The 17,965-nt window shown below is 71.9% G+C and carries 22 protein-coding genes, 2 pseudogenes and 1 riboswitch; of the genes and pseudogenes, 15 read left to right on the top strand and 9 right to left on the bottom strand.

Annotated features, from left to right (window positions below; translation table 11 throughout):
- Positions 1 to 21: 21 nt before the first annotated feature.
- The 5 genes and pseudogenes from ABZ154_RS22185 to ABZ154_RS22165 all read right to left on the bottom strand — a co-directional run.
- Positions 22 to 684: an urease accessory UreF family protein gene (locus ABZ154_RS22185; protein WP_356835127.1), complete on the bottom strand. Its 663-nt coding sequence runs from the start codon at positions 682 to 684 to the stop codon at positions 22 to 24.
- 19 nt (positions 685 to 703) lie between these two features.
- Positions 704 to 2,425: an urease subunit alpha gene (locus ABZ154_RS22180; RefSeq protein ID WP_356835124.1), complete on the bottom strand. Its 1,722-nt coding sequence runs from the start codon at positions 2,423 to 2,425 to the stop codon at positions 704 to 706.
- The gene (locus ABZ154_RS22175) at positions 2,418 to 2,729 is read right to left on the bottom strand and encodes an urease subunit beta (protein ID WP_356835157.1); all 312 of its coding nucleotides are present in this window, start codon (positions 2,727 to 2,729) and stop codon (positions 2,418 to 2,420) included. Before ABZ154_RS22175 ends, ABZ154_RS22180 begins: the two co-directional genes overlap by 8 nt.
- A gap of 13 nt (positions 2,730 to 2,742) precedes the next feature.
- On the bottom strand, positions 2,743 to 3,045 hold the full coding sequence (locus tag ABZ154_RS22170) for an urease subunit gamma (protein ID WP_109976838.1): 303 nt from the start codon (positions 3,043 to 3,045) through the stop codon (positions 2,743 to 2,745).
- A 139-nt stretch (positions 3,046 to 3,184) separates the two neighbouring features.
- Positions 3,185 to 3,595 (bottom strand): annotated as a pseudogene (locus ABZ154_RS22165) (TetR family transcriptional regulator C-terminal domain-containing protein); the annotation flags it as partial.
- On the opposite strand from ABZ154_RS22165, the gene ABZ154_RS22160 reads away from it, so the two are divergent.
- The 3 genes and pseudogenes from ABZ154_RS22160 to ABZ154_RS22150 form a co-directional block, all read left to right on the top strand.
- On the top strand, positions 3,552 to 3,695 hold the full coding sequence (locus ABZ154_RS22160) for a hypothetical protein (protein WP_356835161.1): 144 nt from the start codon (positions 3,552 to 3,554) through the stop codon (positions 3,693 to 3,695). The pseudogene ABZ154_RS22165 and the gene ABZ154_RS22160 sit on opposite strands and share 44 nt — an antisense overlap.
- A gap of 353 nt (positions 3,696 to 4,048) precedes the next feature.
- Positions 4,049 to 4,235: riboswitch (cyclic di-AMP (ydaO/yuaA leader) on the top strand.
- A gap of 3 nt (positions 4,236 to 4,238) precedes the next feature.
- A complete protein-coding gene (locus ABZ154_RS22155) occupies positions 4,239 to 4,709 on the top strand; it encodes a C40 family peptidase (protein WP_356835122.1) in 471 nt (156 codons plus the stop codon).
- Between the two features lie 151 nt (positions 4,710 to 4,860).
- Positions 4,861 to 5,028, top strand: a pseudogene (locus ABZ154_RS22150) (LysR family transcriptional regulator); the annotation flags it as partial.
- Between the two features lie 136 nt (positions 5,029 to 5,164).
- Here the strand turns inward: ABZ154_RS22150 and ABZ154_RS22145 are convergent.
- Positions 5,165 to 5,596, bottom strand: a complete 432-nt coding sequence (locus ABZ154_RS22145) for an ATP-binding protein (RefSeq protein ID WP_356835120.1) — start codon at positions 5,594 to 5,596, stop codon at positions 5,165 to 5,167.
- Positions 5,597 to 5,846: 250 nt separating this feature from the next.
- Between ABZ154_RS22145 and ABZ154_RS22140 the strand changes: the two genes are divergently transcribed.
- Positions 5,847 to 6,707: a helix-turn-helix transcriptional regulator gene (locus ABZ154_RS22140; RefSeq protein WP_356835118.1), complete on the top strand. Its 861-nt coding sequence runs from the start codon at positions 5,847 to 5,849 to the stop codon at positions 6,705 to 6,707.
- 27 nt (positions 6,708 to 6,734) lie between these two features.
- Positions 6,735 to 6,977, top strand: a complete 243-nt coding sequence (locus ABZ154_RS22135) for a DUF397 domain-containing protein (RefSeq protein WP_356835116.1) — start codon at positions 6,735 to 6,737, stop codon at positions 6,975 to 6,977.
- Here the strand turns inward: ABZ154_RS22135 and ABZ154_RS22130 are convergent.
- On the bottom strand, positions 6,970 to 8,130 hold the full coding sequence (locus ABZ154_RS22130; RefSeq protein WP_356835113.1) for an 8-amino-7-oxononanoate synthase: 1,161 nt from the start codon (positions 8,128 to 8,130) through the stop codon (positions 6,970 to 6,972). The two genes, ABZ154_RS22135 and ABZ154_RS22130, sit on opposite strands and share 8 nt — an antisense overlap.
- A gap of 144 nt (positions 8,131 to 8,274) precedes the next feature.
- On the opposite strand from ABZ154_RS22130, the gene bioB reads away from it, so the two are divergent.
- The 4 genes from bioB (at position 8,275) to ABZ154_RS22110 (ending at position 12,484) form a co-directional block, all read left to right on the top strand.
- A complete protein-coding gene (gene bioB, locus ABZ154_RS22125; RefSeq protein WP_356835111.1) occupies positions 8,275 to 9,543 on the top strand; it encodes a biotin synthase BioB in 1,269 nt (422 codons plus the stop codon).
- Positions 9,536 to 10,924: an adenosylmethionine--8-amino-7-oxononanoate transaminase gene (locus tag ABZ154_RS22120; RefSeq protein WP_356835109.1), complete on the top strand. Its 1,389-nt coding sequence runs from the start codon at positions 9,536 to 9,538 to the stop codon at positions 10,922 to 10,924. Before bioB ends, ABZ154_RS22120 begins: the two co-directional genes overlap by 8 nt.
- A gap of 1 nt (position 10,925) precedes the next feature.
- Positions 10,926 to 11,621: a dethiobiotin synthase gene (gene bioD, locus ABZ154_RS22115; protein ID WP_356835107.1), complete on the top strand. Its 696-nt coding sequence runs from the start codon at positions 10,926 to 10,928 to the stop codon at positions 11,619 to 11,621.
- A gap of 185 nt (positions 11,622 to 11,806) precedes the next feature.
- The gene (locus tag ABZ154_RS22110) at positions 11,807 to 12,484 is read left to right on the top strand and encodes a class I SAM-dependent methyltransferase (protein WP_356835105.1); all 678 of its coding nucleotides are present in this window, start codon (positions 11,807 to 11,809) and stop codon (positions 12,482 to 12,484) included.
- A gap of 12 nt (positions 12,485 to 12,496) precedes the next feature.
- Here the strand turns inward: ABZ154_RS22110 and ABZ154_RS22105 are convergent, their stop codons facing one another.
- Positions 12,497 to 12,868, bottom strand: a complete 372-nt coding sequence (locus ABZ154_RS22105; RefSeq protein WP_018516085.1) for a hypothetical protein — start codon at positions 12,866 to 12,868, stop codon at positions 12,497 to 12,499.
- Positions 12,865 to 13,092 carry a hypothetical protein gene (locus ABZ154_RS22100; protein WP_014157595.1) on the bottom strand — a complete coding sequence of 76 codons (228 nt, stop codon included), beginning with the start codon at positions 13,090 to 13,092 and terminating at the stop codon, positions 12,865 to 12,867. Before ABZ154_RS22100 ends, ABZ154_RS22105 begins: the two co-directional genes overlap by 4 nt.
- 84 nt (positions 13,093 to 13,176) lie before the next feature.
- Between ABZ154_RS22100 and ABZ154_RS22095 the strand changes: the two genes are divergently transcribed.
- The 6 genes from ABZ154_RS22095 to ABZ154_RS22070 all read left to right on the top strand — a co-directional run bounded on the left by ABZ154_RS22095 (position 13,177) and on the right by ABZ154_RS22070 (position 17,929).
- Positions 13,177 to 13,611, top strand: a complete 435-nt coding sequence (locus ABZ154_RS22095) for a GNAT family N-acetyltransferase (protein WP_356835103.1) — start codon at positions 13,177 to 13,179, stop codon at positions 13,609 to 13,611.
- A 193-nt stretch (positions 13,612 to 13,804) separates the two neighbouring features.
- The gene (locus ABZ154_RS22090) at positions 13,805 to 15,142 is read left to right on the top strand and encodes a hemolysin family protein (protein ID WP_356835101.1); all 1,338 of its coding nucleotides are present in this window, start codon (positions 13,805 to 13,807) and stop codon (positions 15,140 to 15,142) included.
- The gene (locus ABZ154_RS22085) at positions 15,139 to 16,158 is read left to right on the top strand and encodes a hemolysin family protein (protein ID WP_356835099.1); all 1,020 of its coding nucleotides are present in this window, start codon (positions 15,139 to 15,141) and stop codon (positions 16,156 to 16,158) included. Before ABZ154_RS22090 ends, ABZ154_RS22085 begins: the two co-directional genes overlap by 4 nt.
- A gap of 92 nt (positions 16,159 to 16,250) precedes the next feature.
- A complete protein-coding gene (locus tag ABZ154_RS22080; RefSeq protein WP_356835097.1) occupies positions 16,251 to 17,114 on the top strand; it encodes an SGNH/GDSL hydrolase family protein in 864 nt (287 codons plus the stop codon).
- A 216-nt stretch (positions 17,115 to 17,330) separates the two neighbouring features.
- A complete protein-coding gene (locus ABZ154_RS22075; RefSeq protein WP_356835095.1) occupies positions 17,331 to 17,537 on the top strand; it encodes a cupin domain-containing protein in 207 nt (68 codons plus the stop codon).
- 188 nt (positions 17,538 to 17,725) lie between these two features.
- Positions 17,726 to 17,929: a helix-turn-helix domain-containing protein gene (locus ABZ154_RS22070; protein WP_356835093.1), complete on the top strand. Its 204-nt coding sequence runs from the start codon at positions 17,726 to 17,728 to the stop codon at positions 17,927 to 17,929.
- Positions 17,930 to 17,965 lie beyond the last annotated feature (36 nt).

Genomic DNA, 17,965 nt, shown 5'->3' with positions numbered 1-17,965 from the left:
CTGCTCCTGTTTGTTCGAGGGTCAGGAAGCGAAGAGGCGGACCGGCCAGGCGGCGTGCGCCTCGGCGGTGATGTCGAGGAGCGGGGCGGAGGCGGCGGGCAGGGCGTCGATGCCCTGCCTGGCGGCCTCGGCGGCGCAAGCGGCCACCTCGTCCAGCTCGGGGGCGAGCCGGGCGAGTACGGCGGTGGCCTGGAACGGGTCGAGGGAGAGCAGCCGGACCACGGCGGTGGCCGGACCGCTGACCGTCTCGTACGCGACACAGTGCGCCGCGTCCTTCGGTCCCAGCCCGGCGGCCCTGGCGGTGAGGCCGAGCACGACGGGCTGGTGGGCGCCACGTGGCCGGGCGGTGGCGAGCGCGTCGAGTTCGGGGCTCGGCCAGGTGGCTCGGGCGGCGCGCATCATCTGCCGGCCCAGCTTGCGGGCGGTGGCCCGCAGGGCGGGCGAGGACGTACGGGCGTCGGCGGCCTCGTCCAGAGCGAGCGGGTCGAGGCCGTGGGCGGCCGCCGCGGCGAGGGCGGCGGCGGTGAGCCCTGCGGTGTGCAGGCGGCCCCGGCAGAAGGCGGCGAGGTCGCCGGCGTCGCGGATGCGCCCCTGGGTGACGGCCGGTTCGGCGCCGCCGGAGTGGGCGTGGCCGCCGGCGGGGAACCGGCCGTCGGCGAGGACGAGCAGGGCTGCGCGTGACATGGCTGGTGGTCCACCCGGCTCAGAAGAGGAAGTAGCGCTGGGACATGGGCAGTTCCGCCGCCGGCGCCGGTTCGACCGGTTCGCCGTCGATGGTGACGGCGAAGCTGTCGGGGTCGACGTGGACGTGCGGCATCGCGTCGTTCTCCCGCATGTCCGTCTTGGTGACCCCCCGGGTGCTGGTGATCGGCGTGAACCGCTTGTCCAGCCCGAGCCGTTCGGGCAGTCCGTCCTCGATCGCCGTCTGGGTGACGAAGTTGAAGGAGCCGCGTGCGGCCGCCCGGCCCAGCGCGCCGAACATGGGCCGGGGCATGACCGGTTGGGGCGTCGGGATGGAGGCGTTGGCATCGCCCATCTGCGCGTACGCGATCTGTCCGCCCTTGATGACGGTCTGCGGCTTCACACCGAAGAACGCCGGGTCCCAGAGCACGAGGTCGGCGAGCTTGCCGGTCTCCACCGAGCCGATCTCGCGGTCCAGGCCCTGGGCGACGGCCGGGTTGATGGTGTATTTGGCGACATAGCGACGGACCCGGTGGTTGTCGGCGGCACCGTCCCCGGCCAGCGCACCACGCCTTTTCTTCATGACGTGGGCGGTCTGCCAGGTCCGCAGGATCACCTCGCCGATGCGGCCCATCGCCTGCGAGTCAGAGGAGATGATCGAGATGGCGCCGAGGTCGTGGAGGATGTCCTCGGCCGCGATGGTGGAAGGCCGGATCCGGGACTCCGCGAAGGCGAGGTCCTCGGGGACGGCGGGGTTGAGGTGGTGGCAGACCATCAGCATGTCGAGGTGTTCCTCGATGGTGTTGACGGTGTGCGGCCGGGTCGGGTTCGTCGAGCTCGGCAGGACGTACGGCTCGGAGACCACGGTGATGATGTCGGGCGCGTGCCCGCCGCCCGCGCCCTCGGTGTGGTACGCGTGGATGGAGCGCCCGGCGATGGCGGCGAGGGTGTCGGCGACGAACCCGGCCTCGTTGAGGGTGTCGGTGTGGATGGCGAGCTGGGCGCCGGTCTCCTCGCAGACGTTGAGACAGGCGTCGATGGCGGCCGGGGTGGCGCCCCAGTCCTCGTGGATCTTGAATCCCAGTGCTCCGCCGCGCAGTTGGGAGTACATGGCGTCGCGGGAGGTGGTGTTTCCCTTGCCGAGCAGCCCGATGTTGACGGGGAAGGCCTCCAGCGCCTCGAACATCCGGGCAAGGTGCCAGGGGCCCGGGGTGATGGTGGTCGCCTTGGTGCCCTCGGCGGGTCCGGTGCCGCCGCCGACGAGGGTGGTGATCCCACTGGAGAGCGCCTGGTCGAGAAGGGTCGGTGAGATGAAGTGGACGTGCGCGTCGACCGCTCCGGCGGTCAGGAACTTGCCGTTGCCCGCGATGATCTCGGTCTCGGGGCCGATCACCAGGTCGGGGTGGACCCCGTCCATGGTGTCCGGGTTCCCGGCCTTGCCGATGCCGGTGATGCGGCCGTCGCGGATGCCGATGTCCGCCTTGACGATGCCCCAGTGGTCGATCACGACCGCGCCGGTGATGACGGTGTCGGGTGCGCCCTCGGCGCGGGTGGTGCGGGCCTGGCCCATGGACTCGCGGATCACCTTGCCGCCGCCGAAAACCGCCTCGTCGCCCGCGTGGCCGGGTCCGCCGGAGCGGTCCTCCTCGATCTCGACGAAGAGGCCGGTGTCGGCGAGGCGGATGCGGTCGCCGGTGGTGGGCCCGAAGAGGTCGGCGTACACGGCCCTGTTGAGGTCAGGCATCGAGGGCACCTCCCATCTCGCCGCGCAGGCCGGGGACGATGCGGCGGCCGGCGAGGGGGACGAGCTCGACGTCGACGGGGATGCCGGGTTCGAAGCGGACCGCCGTGCCGGCCGCGATGTGCAGCCGCAGTCCGTGGGCGGCCTGCCGGTCGAAGCGCAGCCCGGGGTTGGCCTCGGCGAAGTGGTAGTGGGAACCGACCTGGACGGGGCGGTCGGCGGCGTTGAGAACGGTGAGGCGGGTGACCGGGCGCCCCTCGTTGAGGGGGATGCCCCCGTCCCCGTACAGGATCTCTCCGGGAATCATCGGCGTGGCCCCGTCAGACGATCGGGTCATGGACGGTGACGAGCTTGGTCCCGTCCGGGAAGGTGGCCTCGACCTGGACGTCGTGGAGCATCTCCGGGATGCCCTCCATGACCTCGTCCCGGGTGAGCAGCTTGCGGCCGGACACCATGAGTTCGGCGACCGTACGGCCGTCCCGGGCACCTTCGAGCAGATGGGCGGTGATGAGGGCGACGGACTCGGGGTGATTGAGCTTCAGCCCGCGCGCCCGGCGCTTCTCGGCCACGTCGGCAGCCACATGGATGAGCAGGCGTTCCTGCTCGTGCGGGGTCAGTTGCACGCTTCCACCTCATCGTCCACCGCCCGGTAACGGCCTCCGGGCGCAGCGGGACCCTATCCCTGTTCAACAGTTCGTTGAACGACGAACCCGGCTCCCGCGACCAGGTATTGCACGTTAGGGCGGAAGTTTTTCCGTCGCGTTAACTGGCCCTTTGCGGACCCATGGACATCGGCCCGCGCAAGCCGTTCTCCAGCACCTCGGGGCGTACGTCCCCGAAGAGAGCCTCCTGCACGATGAAGCCCCGGGCGGTGGCGATCATCGCGCGCGCCACATGGTCGGCCACCACGTCGCCGACCAGGATTCCGGCGTCCCGGTAGGCCTCGACCAGTCCGGTCCATGCGGCGCGCATCGCGGCGTAACCCTCCTCCGACCGCGCCGCCAGTCGCCCGTCGCGCAGCGTCTCGGACCAGAGCGGTACAGCGAGGGCGGCGAAGGTCCGGCGCTCGAGCCCGCACACCGCCCCGTCCAGCACCCGGCCGAGCACCCGGCCCAGCAGCACGTCCGGGGTGGGCGGCGGAGACATACGGCCGGCCTCCTCGAACGCGCCGCGCGAGCGGCAGATCCACGCGGCGACGCTCGCGCGTGCCCTGCGGGTGCTGGACGGCGAACGGCGGGCGGGCCGGGTCGCCGTACCGCCGACCCCGAACTGAGCCGCGCTGCGCGCCGGGAGCGCATGACGGGAGCGGGCCGGTCGTCCTGCCGTGCGACACGCCCGGTCCCGCGATCGATTTCCCTCGCTCGTTCGGCGTAGGCGATCACCCGCGCGAGCGACGGCTCAACTTGCGCCCGACGCGGGAGTCGTACTCGAAATGCGGCCTTTCGTCGCTGGTACGAGGGCGTGCGCCCGGCTCGTCGGCGGGGGCGAATCCCCCCTGTCCACCTGAATGGATCAGTGGTGAGGAGACTCACAAATCCCTGTTTCGACTCGGAAATCCGGCACTTCGTGAGTCAAGATCCCTGGGACGACAAGCCCCCGCCACCGCGGCGGGGCGGTCCGGGTGGACGCCGAGTCCTGCCGCCTCCCGGATGACTGGTCGACAGGAGTGGATCGGCAGGAGTGGAGGACCCGAGCACAACGGGCCGACCGGGAGACCGGGAAGCCCTCGGGGTGAAGCCGCGTCGAGCGGCCGGGCAACTTCGCCAGCCCGAACCCGACAGGTCATCCTTCACAGGCGGCTGACGAAGGGTTGCGCATGTCTGCGCAGGTTCATGTCCCGTCTCTGTTCGCCCGGGTCGGTACGGCTTCCGTGCTCACCCTGGCCGTGACGTCCTCGATGCTGGCACCAGGGCTGGTCGACGATGCCGAGGCCGCCACCCATTCGACGAAGGCGCTGAAGGTCGCCGCGTCGAAGAAGGGCGCTCCCTACAAGTACGGGGCCGCAGGTCCCAACCGGTTCGACTGCTCGGGGCTGACTCTCTACTCGTTCAAGAAGGCCGGGAAGAAACTTCCCCGCACAGCACAGCAGCAGTACAACAAGACCAGCCGTATCTCCTCGTCGAAGCGGAAACCCGGCGACCTGGTCTTCTTCCATTCCGGGCGCAGCGTCTACCACGTGGGCATCTACGCCGGGGGCGGGAAGATCTGGCACTCCCCCAAATCCGGGGACGTGGTGCGCAAGGCGAAAATCTGGTCCAAGAGCGTCTGGTACGGACGGGTCCGCTGACCCACCGGCCGGACGCTCTTCCCTTGCGGGCGGTACGCCGCGCGCCTCGGCGCCGCCCGCAAGGCTCCGGCGGCCCTCCTGGGCGCTCTCGGCGCAGGAGGGGCCCGGTCGCCAGCACCAGTGCAGTCCGGTGAGCGCCACGCCGCTGCCGCGGGCCCATCCGGAGGTCGATCCGGCCGTCACCGGGTACGAGCCGCCGGGCGGAATCGCGGCGGTCACCGCGGGCGAGGTGGACCTGGCGCTGACCCACACCTACGAACAGGCGGTGGCCGACCCGCCGGCCCCAGGTGTCACCGTCGAGCCCCTGCTGTTCGAGGAGTGGTCCTGGCGACGATCTCCGTGGTGCACCGCGGCGACCGGGCGACCGCCGCGGCCGGCGGCGCTGCTCGCCGTGCTGCGGAGCGGGATCGGCCGGGTGGCGGCCCCCTGCGCCGCCGGTTCCCCGAACCGTGCCGTCAGCCTTGGAATGGCACCGCCCAGGGCAGCGCGATCCAGACCGTCTTGCCGCCCTCCGCCGTCGGCACGACCGTGAGCCGTCCCCCGTATTCCTTGGCCAGTGTCCGGATGATCACCATGCCCCGCCCGTTGTCCTGCCGTACGGCCGCGGGCAGCCGCTGGGGCCACCGGGGGTGACTGTCCGTCACCCCGAGGCGCAGTTCCTCGTCGCGTTCGAGGCGCAGATCGACCGTGAAGGTGGGCGACTGGCCGAAGGTGTGCTGGACGGCGTTGGTGGTGAGCTCGGAGATGATCAGCCGGATGGTGTCGGCGAGATCCGTGTCCTCGGAGAGGCCCCATTCGGCCAACGTCCTGGCCACATATCTGCGGGCCGAGGAGACCGAGACCGGATCGCTCGGCAGGGTGACGGTTGCTTCCTGATGGTCTGCCATGGCGACGCCGTCCCTTTCGCGCCCCGGCCGACCGGCAGTCGGCCAGGATTGTGCTTCGCGCCAGACTGCCACTGTTGGAGCTCGCTGTAACGACGTTCGACCAAGATATGCATATATCTGTCGCTCGAAGCGGTGAATTCGGGTCCCGCACAACCCGGACGAAGGGCACACTGACCCCCCTGCGGGCCCGAACCTTGCGGTGTGTGTCGGACCCGTCCCGTTCCGTACCGCACAGTGCGAGGAGACCTGGATGCTGCACGGCCCCGTCGTCCGACGACGGAAGCTCGGCGAGGAGTTACGGAGTCTGCGGCACGCCTCCGGACTGACCAGCCGGGACGCGGCGCGCCTGCTCGGCTGGCACCAGTCGAAGGTGAGCCGTATCGAGACCGGCGCCAGCGGGGTCAGCCCCGAGGACGTGACGCGTCTGCTCGACATCTACGCGGTGCGCGACACGCAGCTGCGCGCCCTGCTCGAAGTGCTCGCCGGGTCGGCGGGCGGCGGCGGCTCGGGGTGGTGGCACGCCTACCGGGGCCTGATCCCGCCCCAGTACCGCGACTTCATCAGCCTGGAGTCCCAGGCCAGTACGGTGCGGACCCTGGAGACGTCGGTGGTGCCGGGGCTGCTCCAGACGGCCGGCTACGCGCGGGCGGTGACCCGCGCCTCGCTGGACGGACTGCCGGCGGACCGTCTGGACTCGCTGGTCGAGGTGCGGCTGGCGCGTCAGAGGGTGCTGCGCGCGAAGCCGCCGCTGCGGTTCACCGCCGTGCTGGACGAGGCGGTGCTGCACCGGGAGGTGGGCGGGCCCGAGGTGATGCGGGACCAGCTGCACCATCTGACACAGATGGCCCAACTTCCCCATCTGGCCCTCCAGTTGCTCCCGTTCTCCGTCGGCGGGTATGTCGGACTCACCTCCCCTTTCGTTATCTTCTCCTTTCCGAACATTTCCGATCTGGATGTGGTCGTTCTTGACCACTTGACGAGTAGCCTCTATCTGGAGCGGAAAGAAGACCTCGAGGCGTACAGCTCGGCCTTCCGCACCTTGCAGACGCACGCACTGACGCCGGATCAATCGCTGGAGCTCCTCGCCGCGATCCGCTGCGGCTTCCGTTAGGACGTCCGACTGCCCGAGGGGGGCATCATGTCCGACCGTCTCGCACCACACGCCGTACCGCCCGCTGGGAGGCCACTGCTGTGGCGCCGCAGCAGCCGCTCCACCGGAATGAACAACTGCGTGGAGACCGCACAGCTCTACGGATCGGAGTACGGCGGGCCGCTCCTCGCCGTACGCGACTCCAAGGACGTGGAACGGCCGCCGCTGCGCTTCTCCCCGTCGGCCTGGACCACGTTCGTGGCCGGGCTGGCGCCGCGTCCCTTCAGCTGAGCGGAGCCAGTGCCTCCCGGGGAGCGGTGGCGACGACCGTGGACACCGCGGCCGTGATCTGCTCCTCGGTCAGGTCCGCCCGCGCGGTCAGCCGCAGCCGGGAGACGCCGTCCGGCACCGACGGCGGACGGAAGCACCCGACCGCCACCCCGGCCCCGCGGCAGTCGGCCGCCCACCGCACCGCCGCGTCCGCGGAGGGCGCCCGGACGGAGACGACCGCCGCGTCGGGCCGGACCGCGGTCAGTCCGGCGGCGGTGAGCCGCCCGTACAGTGCGGTGGCCACCTCCCGGGCCCTGGCCGCCCGTTCCGGTTCCCGGCGCAGCAGCCGGAGCGCGCCCAGTGCGCCGCCCGCCGCGGCCGGGGCGAGACCGGTGTCGAAGATGAACGTACGGGCCGTGTTCACCAGGTGATCGATGACCCGGGCCGGTCCGAGGACCGCGCCGCCCTGGCTGCCCAGGGACTTGGAGAGGGTGAGCGTGGCGACGGTCCCCTCGCCGCCCGCCAGTCCTGCGGCGGCGAGGGCGCCGCGTCCACCGTCCCCGAGGACGCCGAGGCCGTGGGCGTCGTCCACGACGAGCGCGGCGTTCGCGGTGCGGCAGACCTCGGCCAGGGCGGACAGGGGTGCCGCGTCCCCGTCGACCGAGAAGACGGAGTCGGTGACGGCGAGCGCCCGCCCTCCGTGGGACTGGAGCGCCTTGGCGACCGCCTCCGGATCGGCGTGCGGGACGACCGCGGTCTCCGCACGGGAGAGCCGGCAGCCGTCCACGATGGACGCGTGGTTGCCCGCGTCGGAGACGATGAGTGAACCGCGCCCGGTCAGTGCCGTCAGGGCCGCCAGATTGGCCGCGTAGCCGGAGGAGAGGACGAGGGCCGCCTCGAAGCCGCAGAAATCGGCGAGTTCCCGTTCGAGTTCGGCGTGCAGCGCGGTGGAGCCGGTGACCAGCCGGGACCCCGTCGCGCCCGCACCCCAGCGGTGGGCGGCACCGGCGGCGGCGGTGGTGACCTCGGGGTGCCGGGTGAGGCCCAGGTAGTCGTTGCTCGCGAGGTCGAGGAGCCCGGCCGCCGCACTCCTCGGGCGCAGGGCCCGGACGAGTCCGGCGGCGGCCCGGCGGCGGGCCTCGTCGTCGATCCAGTCGAACGGGGCGAAGGACATAGGAGGGTCCCCTTTGTAGGCAGCTCACAGACCCTAGCGGGGGGCGCAGCAGGTCAGGGTGTGGCAATACACACACCCTCGTCCACGTCTCCTGTCTGGTTCCTCCTTGGCTGGAGGCGGTGCCGTAAGCCAGGATCATCTTTCATGGACCTGCTGAACACGCTGGTGGACAAGGGGCTGCGGCGCGAACTGCCGACCCGCGAAGAAGCGCTCGCCGTGCTGGCGACCTCCGACGACGACCTGCTGGACGTGGTGGCCGCGGCCGGCAAGGTACGCCGCCAGTGGTTCGGGCGGCGCGTCAAACTCAACTACCTGGTCAACCTGAAGTCGGGGCTCTGCCCCGAGGACTGCTCGTACTGCTCGCAGCGGCTGGGCTCCAAGGCCGGGATCCTCAAGTACACCTGGCTGAAGCCGGACGAGGCGTCCAAGGCGGCCGCCGCCGGGGTCGCGGGCGGCGCCAAGCGGGTCTGCCTGGTGGCGAGCGGGCGCGGGCCGACGGACCGGGACGTCGACCGGGTCACCAAGACCATCGAAGCCATCAAGGAAGAGAACGAGGGCGTCGAGGTCTGCGCCTGTCTCGGTCTGCTCTCCGACGGACAGGCCGACCGGCTGCGTTCGGCGGGCGCCGACGCGTACAACCACAACCTCAACACGTCCGAGGAGACGTACGGGGCGATCACGACCACCCACACGTACGCGGACCGGGTGGAGACCGTGCAGCAGGCCCAGGCCGCGGGCCTGTCGGCGTGTTCCGGGCTGATCGCCGGGATGGGCGAGAGCGACAAGGACCTGGTCGACGTCGTCTTCGCACTGCGGGACCTGGACCCGGACTCGGTGCCGGTGAACTTCCTGATCCCGTTCGAGGGCACGCCGCTGGCCAAGGAGTGGAACCTCACCCCGCAGCGCTGCCTGCGCATCCTCGCCATGGTCCGCTTCGTCTGCCCCGACGTGGAGGTCCGGCTCGCGGGGGGCCGCGAGGTGCATCTGCGCTCGATGCAGCCGCTGGCGCTGCACCTGGTGAACTCGATCTTCCTCGGTGACTACCTGACGAGCGAGGGCCAGGCCGGCCAGACCGACCTGGACATGATCGCGGACGCCGGTTTCGAGGTGGAGGGCGCGGGCACGACGACGCTCCCCCGCCACCGGGCCGACGCGCTCGGCGGCGGTTGCGGTTCGCAGGCGGCCGCACCGGAGAAGGCGGGCTGCGGTTCGCACGAAGCGTCCGGTGCCGGGGGCTGCGGTTCGCACGGTGGCGGCGGAGGCTGCGGGCCGTGCGGCGGTCACGGGGAACCGGAACCGGAGTCGGCGACTGTCACGGGCGCCGGGGAGAGCGTCCCTGCCGGGGCGGCCCGTACGGATCTGGTGGCGGTCCGCCGCCGCGGTGCCGGGACGGATCTCGCGCCCAATGCCTGAGCCGTACGACCGTGAGCGATACGCCCCGGGGGCCGAGCCGTACGCCTCCGGGGCCGCCTCGGACGGCGTACCCGCCGCGCCGAAGCCGTACTCCACCGACGAACTGCGGGCGCTGGACCGCGCGCACGTCTGGCACCCCTACGGTCCGATGCCCGGCCGGCAGGAGCCGCTGATCGTCGAGTCGGCCTCCGGTGTACGGCTCAGGCTCGCCGAACCCGTCGAGGGGCAGAACGAGTTGGTGGACGGCATGTCGTCCTGGTGGTCGGCGGTGCACGGGTACAACCACCCGGTCCTCAACGAGGCCGCGCGCGGCCAGCTGGACCGGATGAGTCATGTGATGTTCGGCGGGCTCACCCACGAGCCCGCCGTCCGGCTGGCCACCCGGCTGGTGGAGATCACGCCCGAGCCTCTCCAGCACGTCTTCCTGGCCGACTCGGGGTCCGTCTCGGTCGAGGTCGCCGTCAAGATGTGCCTGCAGTTCTGGCGTTCGGCCGGGCGCCCGGAGAAGCGCCGGCTGCTGACCTGGCGCGGCGGCTACCACGGCGACACCTGGCAGCCGATGTCGGTCTGCGACCCGGACGGCGGAATGCACGAGCTGTGGTCCGGGGCGCTGCCCCGGCAGGTGTTCGCCGACGCCCCGCCGGACGGCTTCGACGCGGAGCCGGACCCCGCCTACGTCAGCCACCTGCGGGAGCTGATCGCGCACCACGCCGACGAGCTGGCCGCGGTGATCGTGGAACCGGTGGTGCAGGGAGCGGGCGGGATGCGGTTCCACTCCCCCGCCTATCTGCGGGTGCTGCGTGAGGCATGCGACGAGCTGGACGTCCTGCTGGTGTTCGACGAGATCGCGACGGGTTTCGGGCGGACGGGGAAGCTGTTCGCCGCCGGGCACGCCGGTGTCTCGCCGGACGTCATGTGCGTCGGCAAGGCGCTGACCGGCGGTTATCTCACGATGGCGGCGACGCTGTGCACCTCGCGGGTGGCAGAGGGGATCTCTCGCGGCGAGGTGCCGGTGCTGGCGCACGGCCCGACGTTCATGGGCAACCCGCTGGCCGCCTCGATCGCCTCGGCCTCGGTGGACCTGCTGCTCGGACAGGACTGGGAGGGCGAGGTCTCGCGGATCGGCGCGGGGCTGCGCTCCGGTCTGGCGCCCGCGTCGGACCTCCCCGGCGTCGTGGACGTACGTGTCCTGGGGGCGATCGGGGTCGTCCAGCTGGACCACGAGGTGGACATGGCGGCGGCGACCCGGGCGGCCGTGCGCGAGGGCGTGTGGCTGCGGCCGTTCCGCGAGCTGGTGTACACGATGCCGCCGTACGTCACCGGGGACGATGACGTACGACGGATCTGCCGGGCCGTGTGTGCCGCGGCTCGGGAGGGCTGACATGACGATTCTCGTGGTGACCGGTACGGGCACGGAGATCGGCAAGACGGTGGTGACCGCCGCGGTGGCGGCCGCCGCGCGGGGACGCCGGGTCGCGGTGCTCAAGCCCGCGCAGACCGGGCTCGCGCCCGGGGAGCCGGGTGATGCGGCCGAGGTGGCCCGTCTGGCGGGTGACCGTGTGACCGCGGTCGAACTGGCCCGGTTCCCCGAGCCGTTGGCCCCGGCCACGGCGGCGCGGCGGGCGGGGCTCGTCCCGGTGCGGCCGCGCGAGGTGGCCGAGGCGGCTCAGAAGCTGGCCACCGAGCACGATCTGGTGCTGGTGGAGGGGGCGGGCGGGCTGCTCGTCCGGTTCGACGACGAGGGCGGCACGCTCGCGGACGCCGCCCGGCTGCTGTCCGCGCCGGTGCTGGTGGTGGCGCCCGCGGGCCTGGGCACGCTGAATGCCACGGCCCTGACGGCCGAGGCGCTGCGGGCCCGGGGACTGGAGTGCCTGGGCGTCGTGGTGGGCAGCATGCCGGACCGTCCCGATCTCGCTTCCCGGTGCAACATCGAGGATCTGCCGGTGGCGGCCGGCGCCCCGCTGCTGGGAGCCGTGCCGGCCGGGGCGGGGGCCCTGGCGGGCGCCGATTTCGCGGCCAGGGCGGCGGGCTGGCTGGCCCCGGAGCTCGGAGGGACCTGGACCGTGCCGTCGCTGTGACTCGGGGGTCTGCCCCGGTGCCGTACGGACGTGCCGGGCCCCGGCGCCGTACGGACATGGTCGGCCCCGGTGCCGTACATACATGCCCCGGCCTCGGTGCCGTACGGACATGCCTGTACCGGTCCGTACGGGGGAGAATCGGTGAGGAGAGCCGTACGTCCTCCTCTCCCTCCCGGAGGTCCGTCATGCAGCCGCGCAGCAGGAAGCTCCCGCGGGACCCCGTGCACCACCCGGTCTTCGCCCGCTTCTACGCCCGGCTGAGCGTGACGGCTGACCTCAAAGGCGGCGTCGCCGCGTACCGCGAGGAACTGCTGGCGGGGCTCTCCGGCCGCGTCATCGAGATCGGGGCGGGGAACGGGCTGAACTTCGCCCACCACCCGGGGGCCGTCTCGGAGGTCGTGGCGCTGGAGCCCGAGCGCTCGCTGCGGCAGATCGCCGTTCGCGCCGGGCTGCTCGCCGAGGTGCCGGTGGACGTGGTGCCGGGGGCGGCCGAGGCCCTCCCGGTCAAGAGCGAGGCCTTCGACGCGGCGGTGGCCTCACTGGTCCTGTGCACCGTACGGAACCTGCCGAAGGCGCTCGCCGAGATCATGCGGGTCCTGCGCCCGGGTGGTGAACTGCGGTTCTTCGAACACGGACTGGCACCGGGCAGAGCCCTGGCGGCCGCACAGCGCACGGCGGACCGGACGGTGTGGCCCCTGCTCTTCGGCGGCTGTCACACGGCACGGGATCCGCTGGCCGCGATCGAGGCGGCGGGCTTCGAGACGGGGACGTACCGCAGGCTGCGGATCCCGGAGAAGGGTCTGCAGTTCCCGTCGTCCCCCTGCGTCCTGGGCGTGGCCCGCAAGCCGTTCACCCCGGACTGACCAGCTCGTGTCTCACACGCTCCACTGGCGCAGCTCGTCCGCGATGGCTCGCACGTCCGCCTTGCCCTGCTTGACCAGGAGGGCAAGGTCGCGCACCTGCTCCGGCGAGGTGATGACCTTCAGCCCGGAGGCGACCAGATAGCCGTACGCGACGGCCGAGGCGAACATCGCGTTGGAGCGTTCGAGGGCGGGCACATGCAGCAGCAGCTGCAACAGGGCGGCCGCCCGCGTGTGCGGGTCGCTGTATACGGCGCTGCCGAAGATCTCCGCCTCGTGGCGGGCGACCGCGGCGACGAGGGCGCCCCAGTCGACGACCTGGGGGTCACCGGGTGTCTTGTGCTCGGCGACCATGAGCAGCCAGGAAAGGTCGATCCGCAGGTTCAACGGGTGCCTTCGCGCTCCGGGCCGAACTCCTCGGCGAAGACCGACTCGTACTGCTTCATGAAGTCGGCGGCGGCCTCGACGAAGGTGTGTCCCACCTCGCCGGCGTCCTGTTTGACGAGCTCCTCTATGTAGCGGTTCACGCTCATCCCCCTCTGGAGCGCACGCTGCCGCGCGGCCTCGGCGGTGGCCTCGTCCACTCGGACGTTCAGCTGAGTCTTGGGCACCCTTCCAAGCTAGCGCGACCGTGCTAGCACCGGCAAGAGGAGGCCCGGGAAAGCGGTCGACCTCCGGGGCCGGCCGGTGGTGGGATGGCCGTCATGAACGATCTTTCGATACGGTCCGCGACGGCTGCCGATCCGGACCGGGTGCTCGCCTTCTGGAAGGTGTCCGCTCAGGGCACCAGCATCAGCGACGACGGCGAGGGGGTCGCGCGCCTGGTGGAACGGGACCCGCACGCCTTGATCCTGGCGGAGCGGGACGGAGCGCTGGTGGGCACCGTGATCGCGGGCTTCGACGGCTGGCGCTGCCATCTCTACCGGCTCGCGGTCCATCCGGAGCAGCGCCGCAGGGGCGTGGGCGGCGCCCTTCTCGCGGCGGCGGAGGAACGCTTCGCGGCTCTCGGCGGACGTCGCGCCGACGCCATGGTGCTGGACCGCAACGAGCTGGCACAGCACGCCTGGCGGGCGGCGGGGTACGGGCCCGAGCCGCAGTGGAGCCGCTGGGTGAAGCACCTCACCAACTGACGCGGTACGGCCGGGGGCGGCTGGGGGCGGTACGGCCGGGGGCGGCTGGGCAGACGCCCTACGATGAGGTCTTCTTCCGTCCCCCACCTGCCTCTGCCGAAAGGTGTGAGCGTCCGCCCATGGGCGAGCCCCCCAGTAGCCGACACCGCGCGATCCGTCCGGCCCTGCCCGATCATGGGACGGAGGTGAACCGATGATCGAAGTGCTTCTGCTGCTCGTCGCCCTTCTGCTCTGTGTCGCGTGCGGCGCCTTCGTCGCGGCGGAGTTCTCCCTGACCACGGTGGAGCGCGGGGAGCTGGAGCGGGCCGTCGAGCGGGGTGACCGGGGTGCGGCGAGCGCTCTGAAGGCCGTACGGAGCCTGACCTTCCAGCTCTCGGGCGCGCAGCTCGGGATCACCGTCACCAACCTGGTGATCGGCATGCTCTCCGAGCCGTCGATCGCCAAGCTCGTCCGCAGCCCGGTGGAGGCCGCCGGGCTGCCTCCGGCCGCGGCGTCGACGCTGGCCCTCGTCATCGGTACGGCGCTGTCCACGGTGGTCCTGATGGTGGTCGGCGAGCTGGTGCCGAAGAACTGGGCGATCTCCTCGCCGCTGTCCGTGGCCAAGGCGGTCGCCACCCCCCAGCGGGTGTTCACCGCCGTGTTCCGCCCCTTCATCAGCCACCTCAACAGCACGGCGAACCGGATCGTGCGCCGCTTCGGCCTGGAGCCGACCGAGGAGCTGGCCTCCGCCCGCAGCCCCCAGGAGCTGGTCGCGCTGGCGCGGCACTCCGCGAAGGAGGGGGCGCTGGAGGCGGACACCGCCGAACTCTTCGTACGCACCCTGAATCTGGCGCAGCTGACCGCGGAGAACGTGATGACCCCTCGGGTCCAGGTGACCGCGCTGGAGGTGCGGGCGACGGCCGAGGACGTGGCCAACGCGACCCGCGCCACCGGTCTCTCCCGCTTCCCCGTCTACCGCGGCAGTCTGGACACCGTGGTCGGCGTGGCCCACATCAAGGACGTGCTGGCGGTCCCGGCCGGCGAGCGCCCCCGCAAGCGGGTTTCGGAGATGCTGCGTGAACCCCTCCTCGTACCGGAGACGCTCACCGTGGACCGGCTGCTGGACCAGCTGTCCGGCAATCTCGCCATGGCTGTGGTGATCGACGAGTACGGCGGTACGGCGGGGGTCGTGACGTTGGAGGACATCGTGGAGGAGGTCGTCGGCGAGGTCCGTGACGAGCACGATCCGCACGAGACGCCCGATTTGGCGGCCGCCGGTGAGGACGCCGGCGGCCGCACCCTGTGGTCGGCCGACGGCGCGGCCCGTACCGACCAGCTGAGCCGGATCGGGCTGCGGGTTCCCGACGGGCCCTACGAGACGCTGGCCGGGCTGATCGCCGCCGAGCTCGGACGGATCCCGACGGTGGACGACACCGTCGAGCTGTCGGGGTGGCGGATCGACGTGGTCGACGCCACGGGCCGACGGGCCGCGCGGGCACTGCTGCACGCGCCGCTGCCCGGTGCCGAGGAGCGGGCGGAGGAGGGCCGGTGACCGTTCTTCAGCTCTTCATCGGTCTGCTGACCCTGGTGGTCAACGCCTTCTTCGTGGGCGCCGAGTTCGCCCTGATCTCCGTACGCCGGAGCCAGATCGAGCCGCAGGCCGAGACCGGCGACCGGCGGGCCCGCAGCGTCATCTGGGGGCTGGAGCACGTGTCGGCCCTGCTGGCCGCCGCCCAGCTCGGCATCACGCTGTGCACCCTGGTGCTGGGCATCGTGGCCGAGCCCGCCATCGCCCATCTGCTGGAGCCGGTCTTCGACGCGGTGGGGGTGCCGCACGGACTGGTGCACCCGCTCTCCTTCGTGATCGCGCTGAGCGTGGCGACCTATCTGCACATGCTGCTGGGCGAGATGGTGCCGAAGAACATCGCGCTGGCCGAACCGGCGCGCAGCGCGCTGCTGCTGGGGCCGCCGCTGGTCGCGGTGGCCCGTGCGCTGCGTCCGGTGATCTTCGCGATCAACGCCTTCGCCAACGCCTTGCTCAAGCTCCTGCGGGTGGAGACGAAGGACGAGGTCTCCGCGACGTTCTCGGACGACGAACTGGCCCGGCTGGTGAAGGACGCCGGGGACGCGGGGCTGGTCGACGACCGCTCAGCGGAGCGGCTGCGCCACGCCCTGGAGCTGGGCCGGCGGCCGGTACGGGATGTGGTCATGCCGGTGGACCGGGTGCTGTACACCCGGGTCGGCACCACTCCGGAGGAGTTGGAGCGGCTCTCGCACGAGTCCGGGTTCTCCCGCTTCCCGGTGATGGACAGCGAGGGCCGCATCCTGGGCTATCTCCACGTGAAGGACGCCCTGGACGCCACGCCCCGCGACGCGCCCTTCCCGGTGACGGCTCTGCGGCCGATCGCCCGGGTCCGCGCGGCTACTCCGCTGGACGACGTGCTGACCGCGCTGCGGCGCAGCCGGACCCATCTCGCGGCGGTCCTGGACGAGGGCGACCGGCTGGTCGGCATGGTCACGATGGAGGACGTCCTGCGCGAGCTCGTCGGCTGGGCGCAGTCCCGCTGAACGCCTGCCGTGGCGGCTTTCGCACCGGCGGTGCGACGGCTCCCGTACCGGCCGGACGGTACGGGAGCCGTACGCGATAGGATCACGGGGCCATGGAATTGAATGCCTCCTACACCAGTCTCGTCACGGTCGGCGACTCCTTCACCGAGGGCATGTCGGACCTGCTCCCCGACGGCACCTACCGGGGCTGGGCCGATGTCCTGGCCTCACGGCTCGCGTCCCGGTCCCCCGGATTCCGGTACGCCAACCTCGCCGTACGCGGAAAGCTCATCGGTCAGATCGTCGACGAGCAGGTGGGCGCGGCGGCTGCGATGCGGGCCGATGTGGTGACCCTCGTCGGCGGGCTGAACGACACACTGCGCCCGAAGTGCGACATGGGCATGGTCAGGGGGCGGCTGGAAGAGGCCGTGGAACGCCTGGCCCCGTCCTGCAAGCAGCTGGTGCTGATGCGCAGCCCCGGGCGCAGCGGCCCGGTGTTCGACCGGTTCCGTCCTCGGATGGAGGCGCTGTTCGCCCTGATCGACGACCTGGCCGGCCGGCACGGCGCCGCGGTGGTCGACCTCTACTCCGCCCCCTCGCTCAGCGACCCGCGCATGTGGGACGCCGACCGGCTGCACCTCGCCGCCGAAGGGCACCGGCGGGTGGCGGAGGCGGTCTGGCAGACGCTGGGGCTCCCGTCCGAGCTCGACTGGCAGGCGCCGGTACCCGCCTCCCTGCCGCCGCGCTGGGTCAACCGGCGGGCCGACGACATCCGCTTCGCCCGCCGCCACCTGGGGCCCTGGATCGGCCGCCGGCTCACCGGCCGGTCCTCCGGCGACGGCCGGTGGGGCGCCCAGTTCGACGCGGGGACGGCGTCGGGCTTCTGGATCACGCCTGCGGACGCCGCGTCCCCCGGCCCGGTGACGGGATGGCGCCGGGCCGCCCCCGAGGAGGGCGCGCCCCCCGCGTCTTCGTAGCGAGCCTTCACCGTTGGTCTTCGCCGGCGGCCTTCGCATGCGGTCTCCCCGTCGGCCTTCGCAGCAACCCACGAACCGGACCGCTGCGCCGACCCGCGGAAACCGCCAGTTCTTCCGCCGCACCTCTCCGGCCTGCACCAATCCGCGACGAATCTGCTGTGACTTGCGAAGGGGCTCCGGAAGCTGAACTCGTCCACCCGCAGCGAGGTGTGGGAGATGTCGGCCAAGGTGGGTGAGACACCCCTGCGGTCCAGGTGGCCGACGGCTTCGTATGCCGAGCTCGCCACCCGCCACGGCCGGCACCCCGAGCTGAGAGCGGCCGTCCAGCTCCTCGGCGCGGAGCTGGAGAACCCGCGCATCGGACCGGCCGGCATCGTCCCCGCGCTCATCGACTCGCTGCTCCTCCACATCCTGCGCGCCTGAATCGAGGAGGTACCCGACGGAGACCAAGGTACGGGCCGCCACTCTCGGTGATTCCGCGGTCGCCCCTGCTCTGGCGGCCATCCACGAGGCTCCGTCGCGCAATGGACCGTCGAGTCGCTGGCCGACCGGGTGGGCCTGTCCGAGCAGCGTTCGCGCGCCGGTTCACCGCCTTCGTCGGCGAACCGGCCATGACCTATCTGACCCGCTGGCGCGTGACGACCGCCGCGAAACTGCTGCGCGAGTCCCAGGCCCCGCTCGTGACCGTCGCGGCCCGAACGGGATACGGCTCCGAGTACGCCTTCGCCAAGGCCTTCAAGCGCGAGTACGGCCGGGCTCCCGGCGGTTACCCGCCGCGAGTCGCGTGCTGCCTGAGTCCGTTGTTCATGGTCTGATCCGGTCGCTTGACCCTCGCCGTTCCTGGCCCTGGG

It is taken from the genome of Streptomyces sp. NPDC006261 (genome assembly GCF_040613515.1).
Taxonomy (GTDB): domain Bacteria; phylum Actinomycetota; class Actinomycetes; order Streptomycetales; family Streptomycetaceae; genus Streptomyces.
The sequence above is the reverse complement of the archived record's forward strand: the minus strand, read 5'-3'. Positions and strand labels throughout refer to the sequence as shown.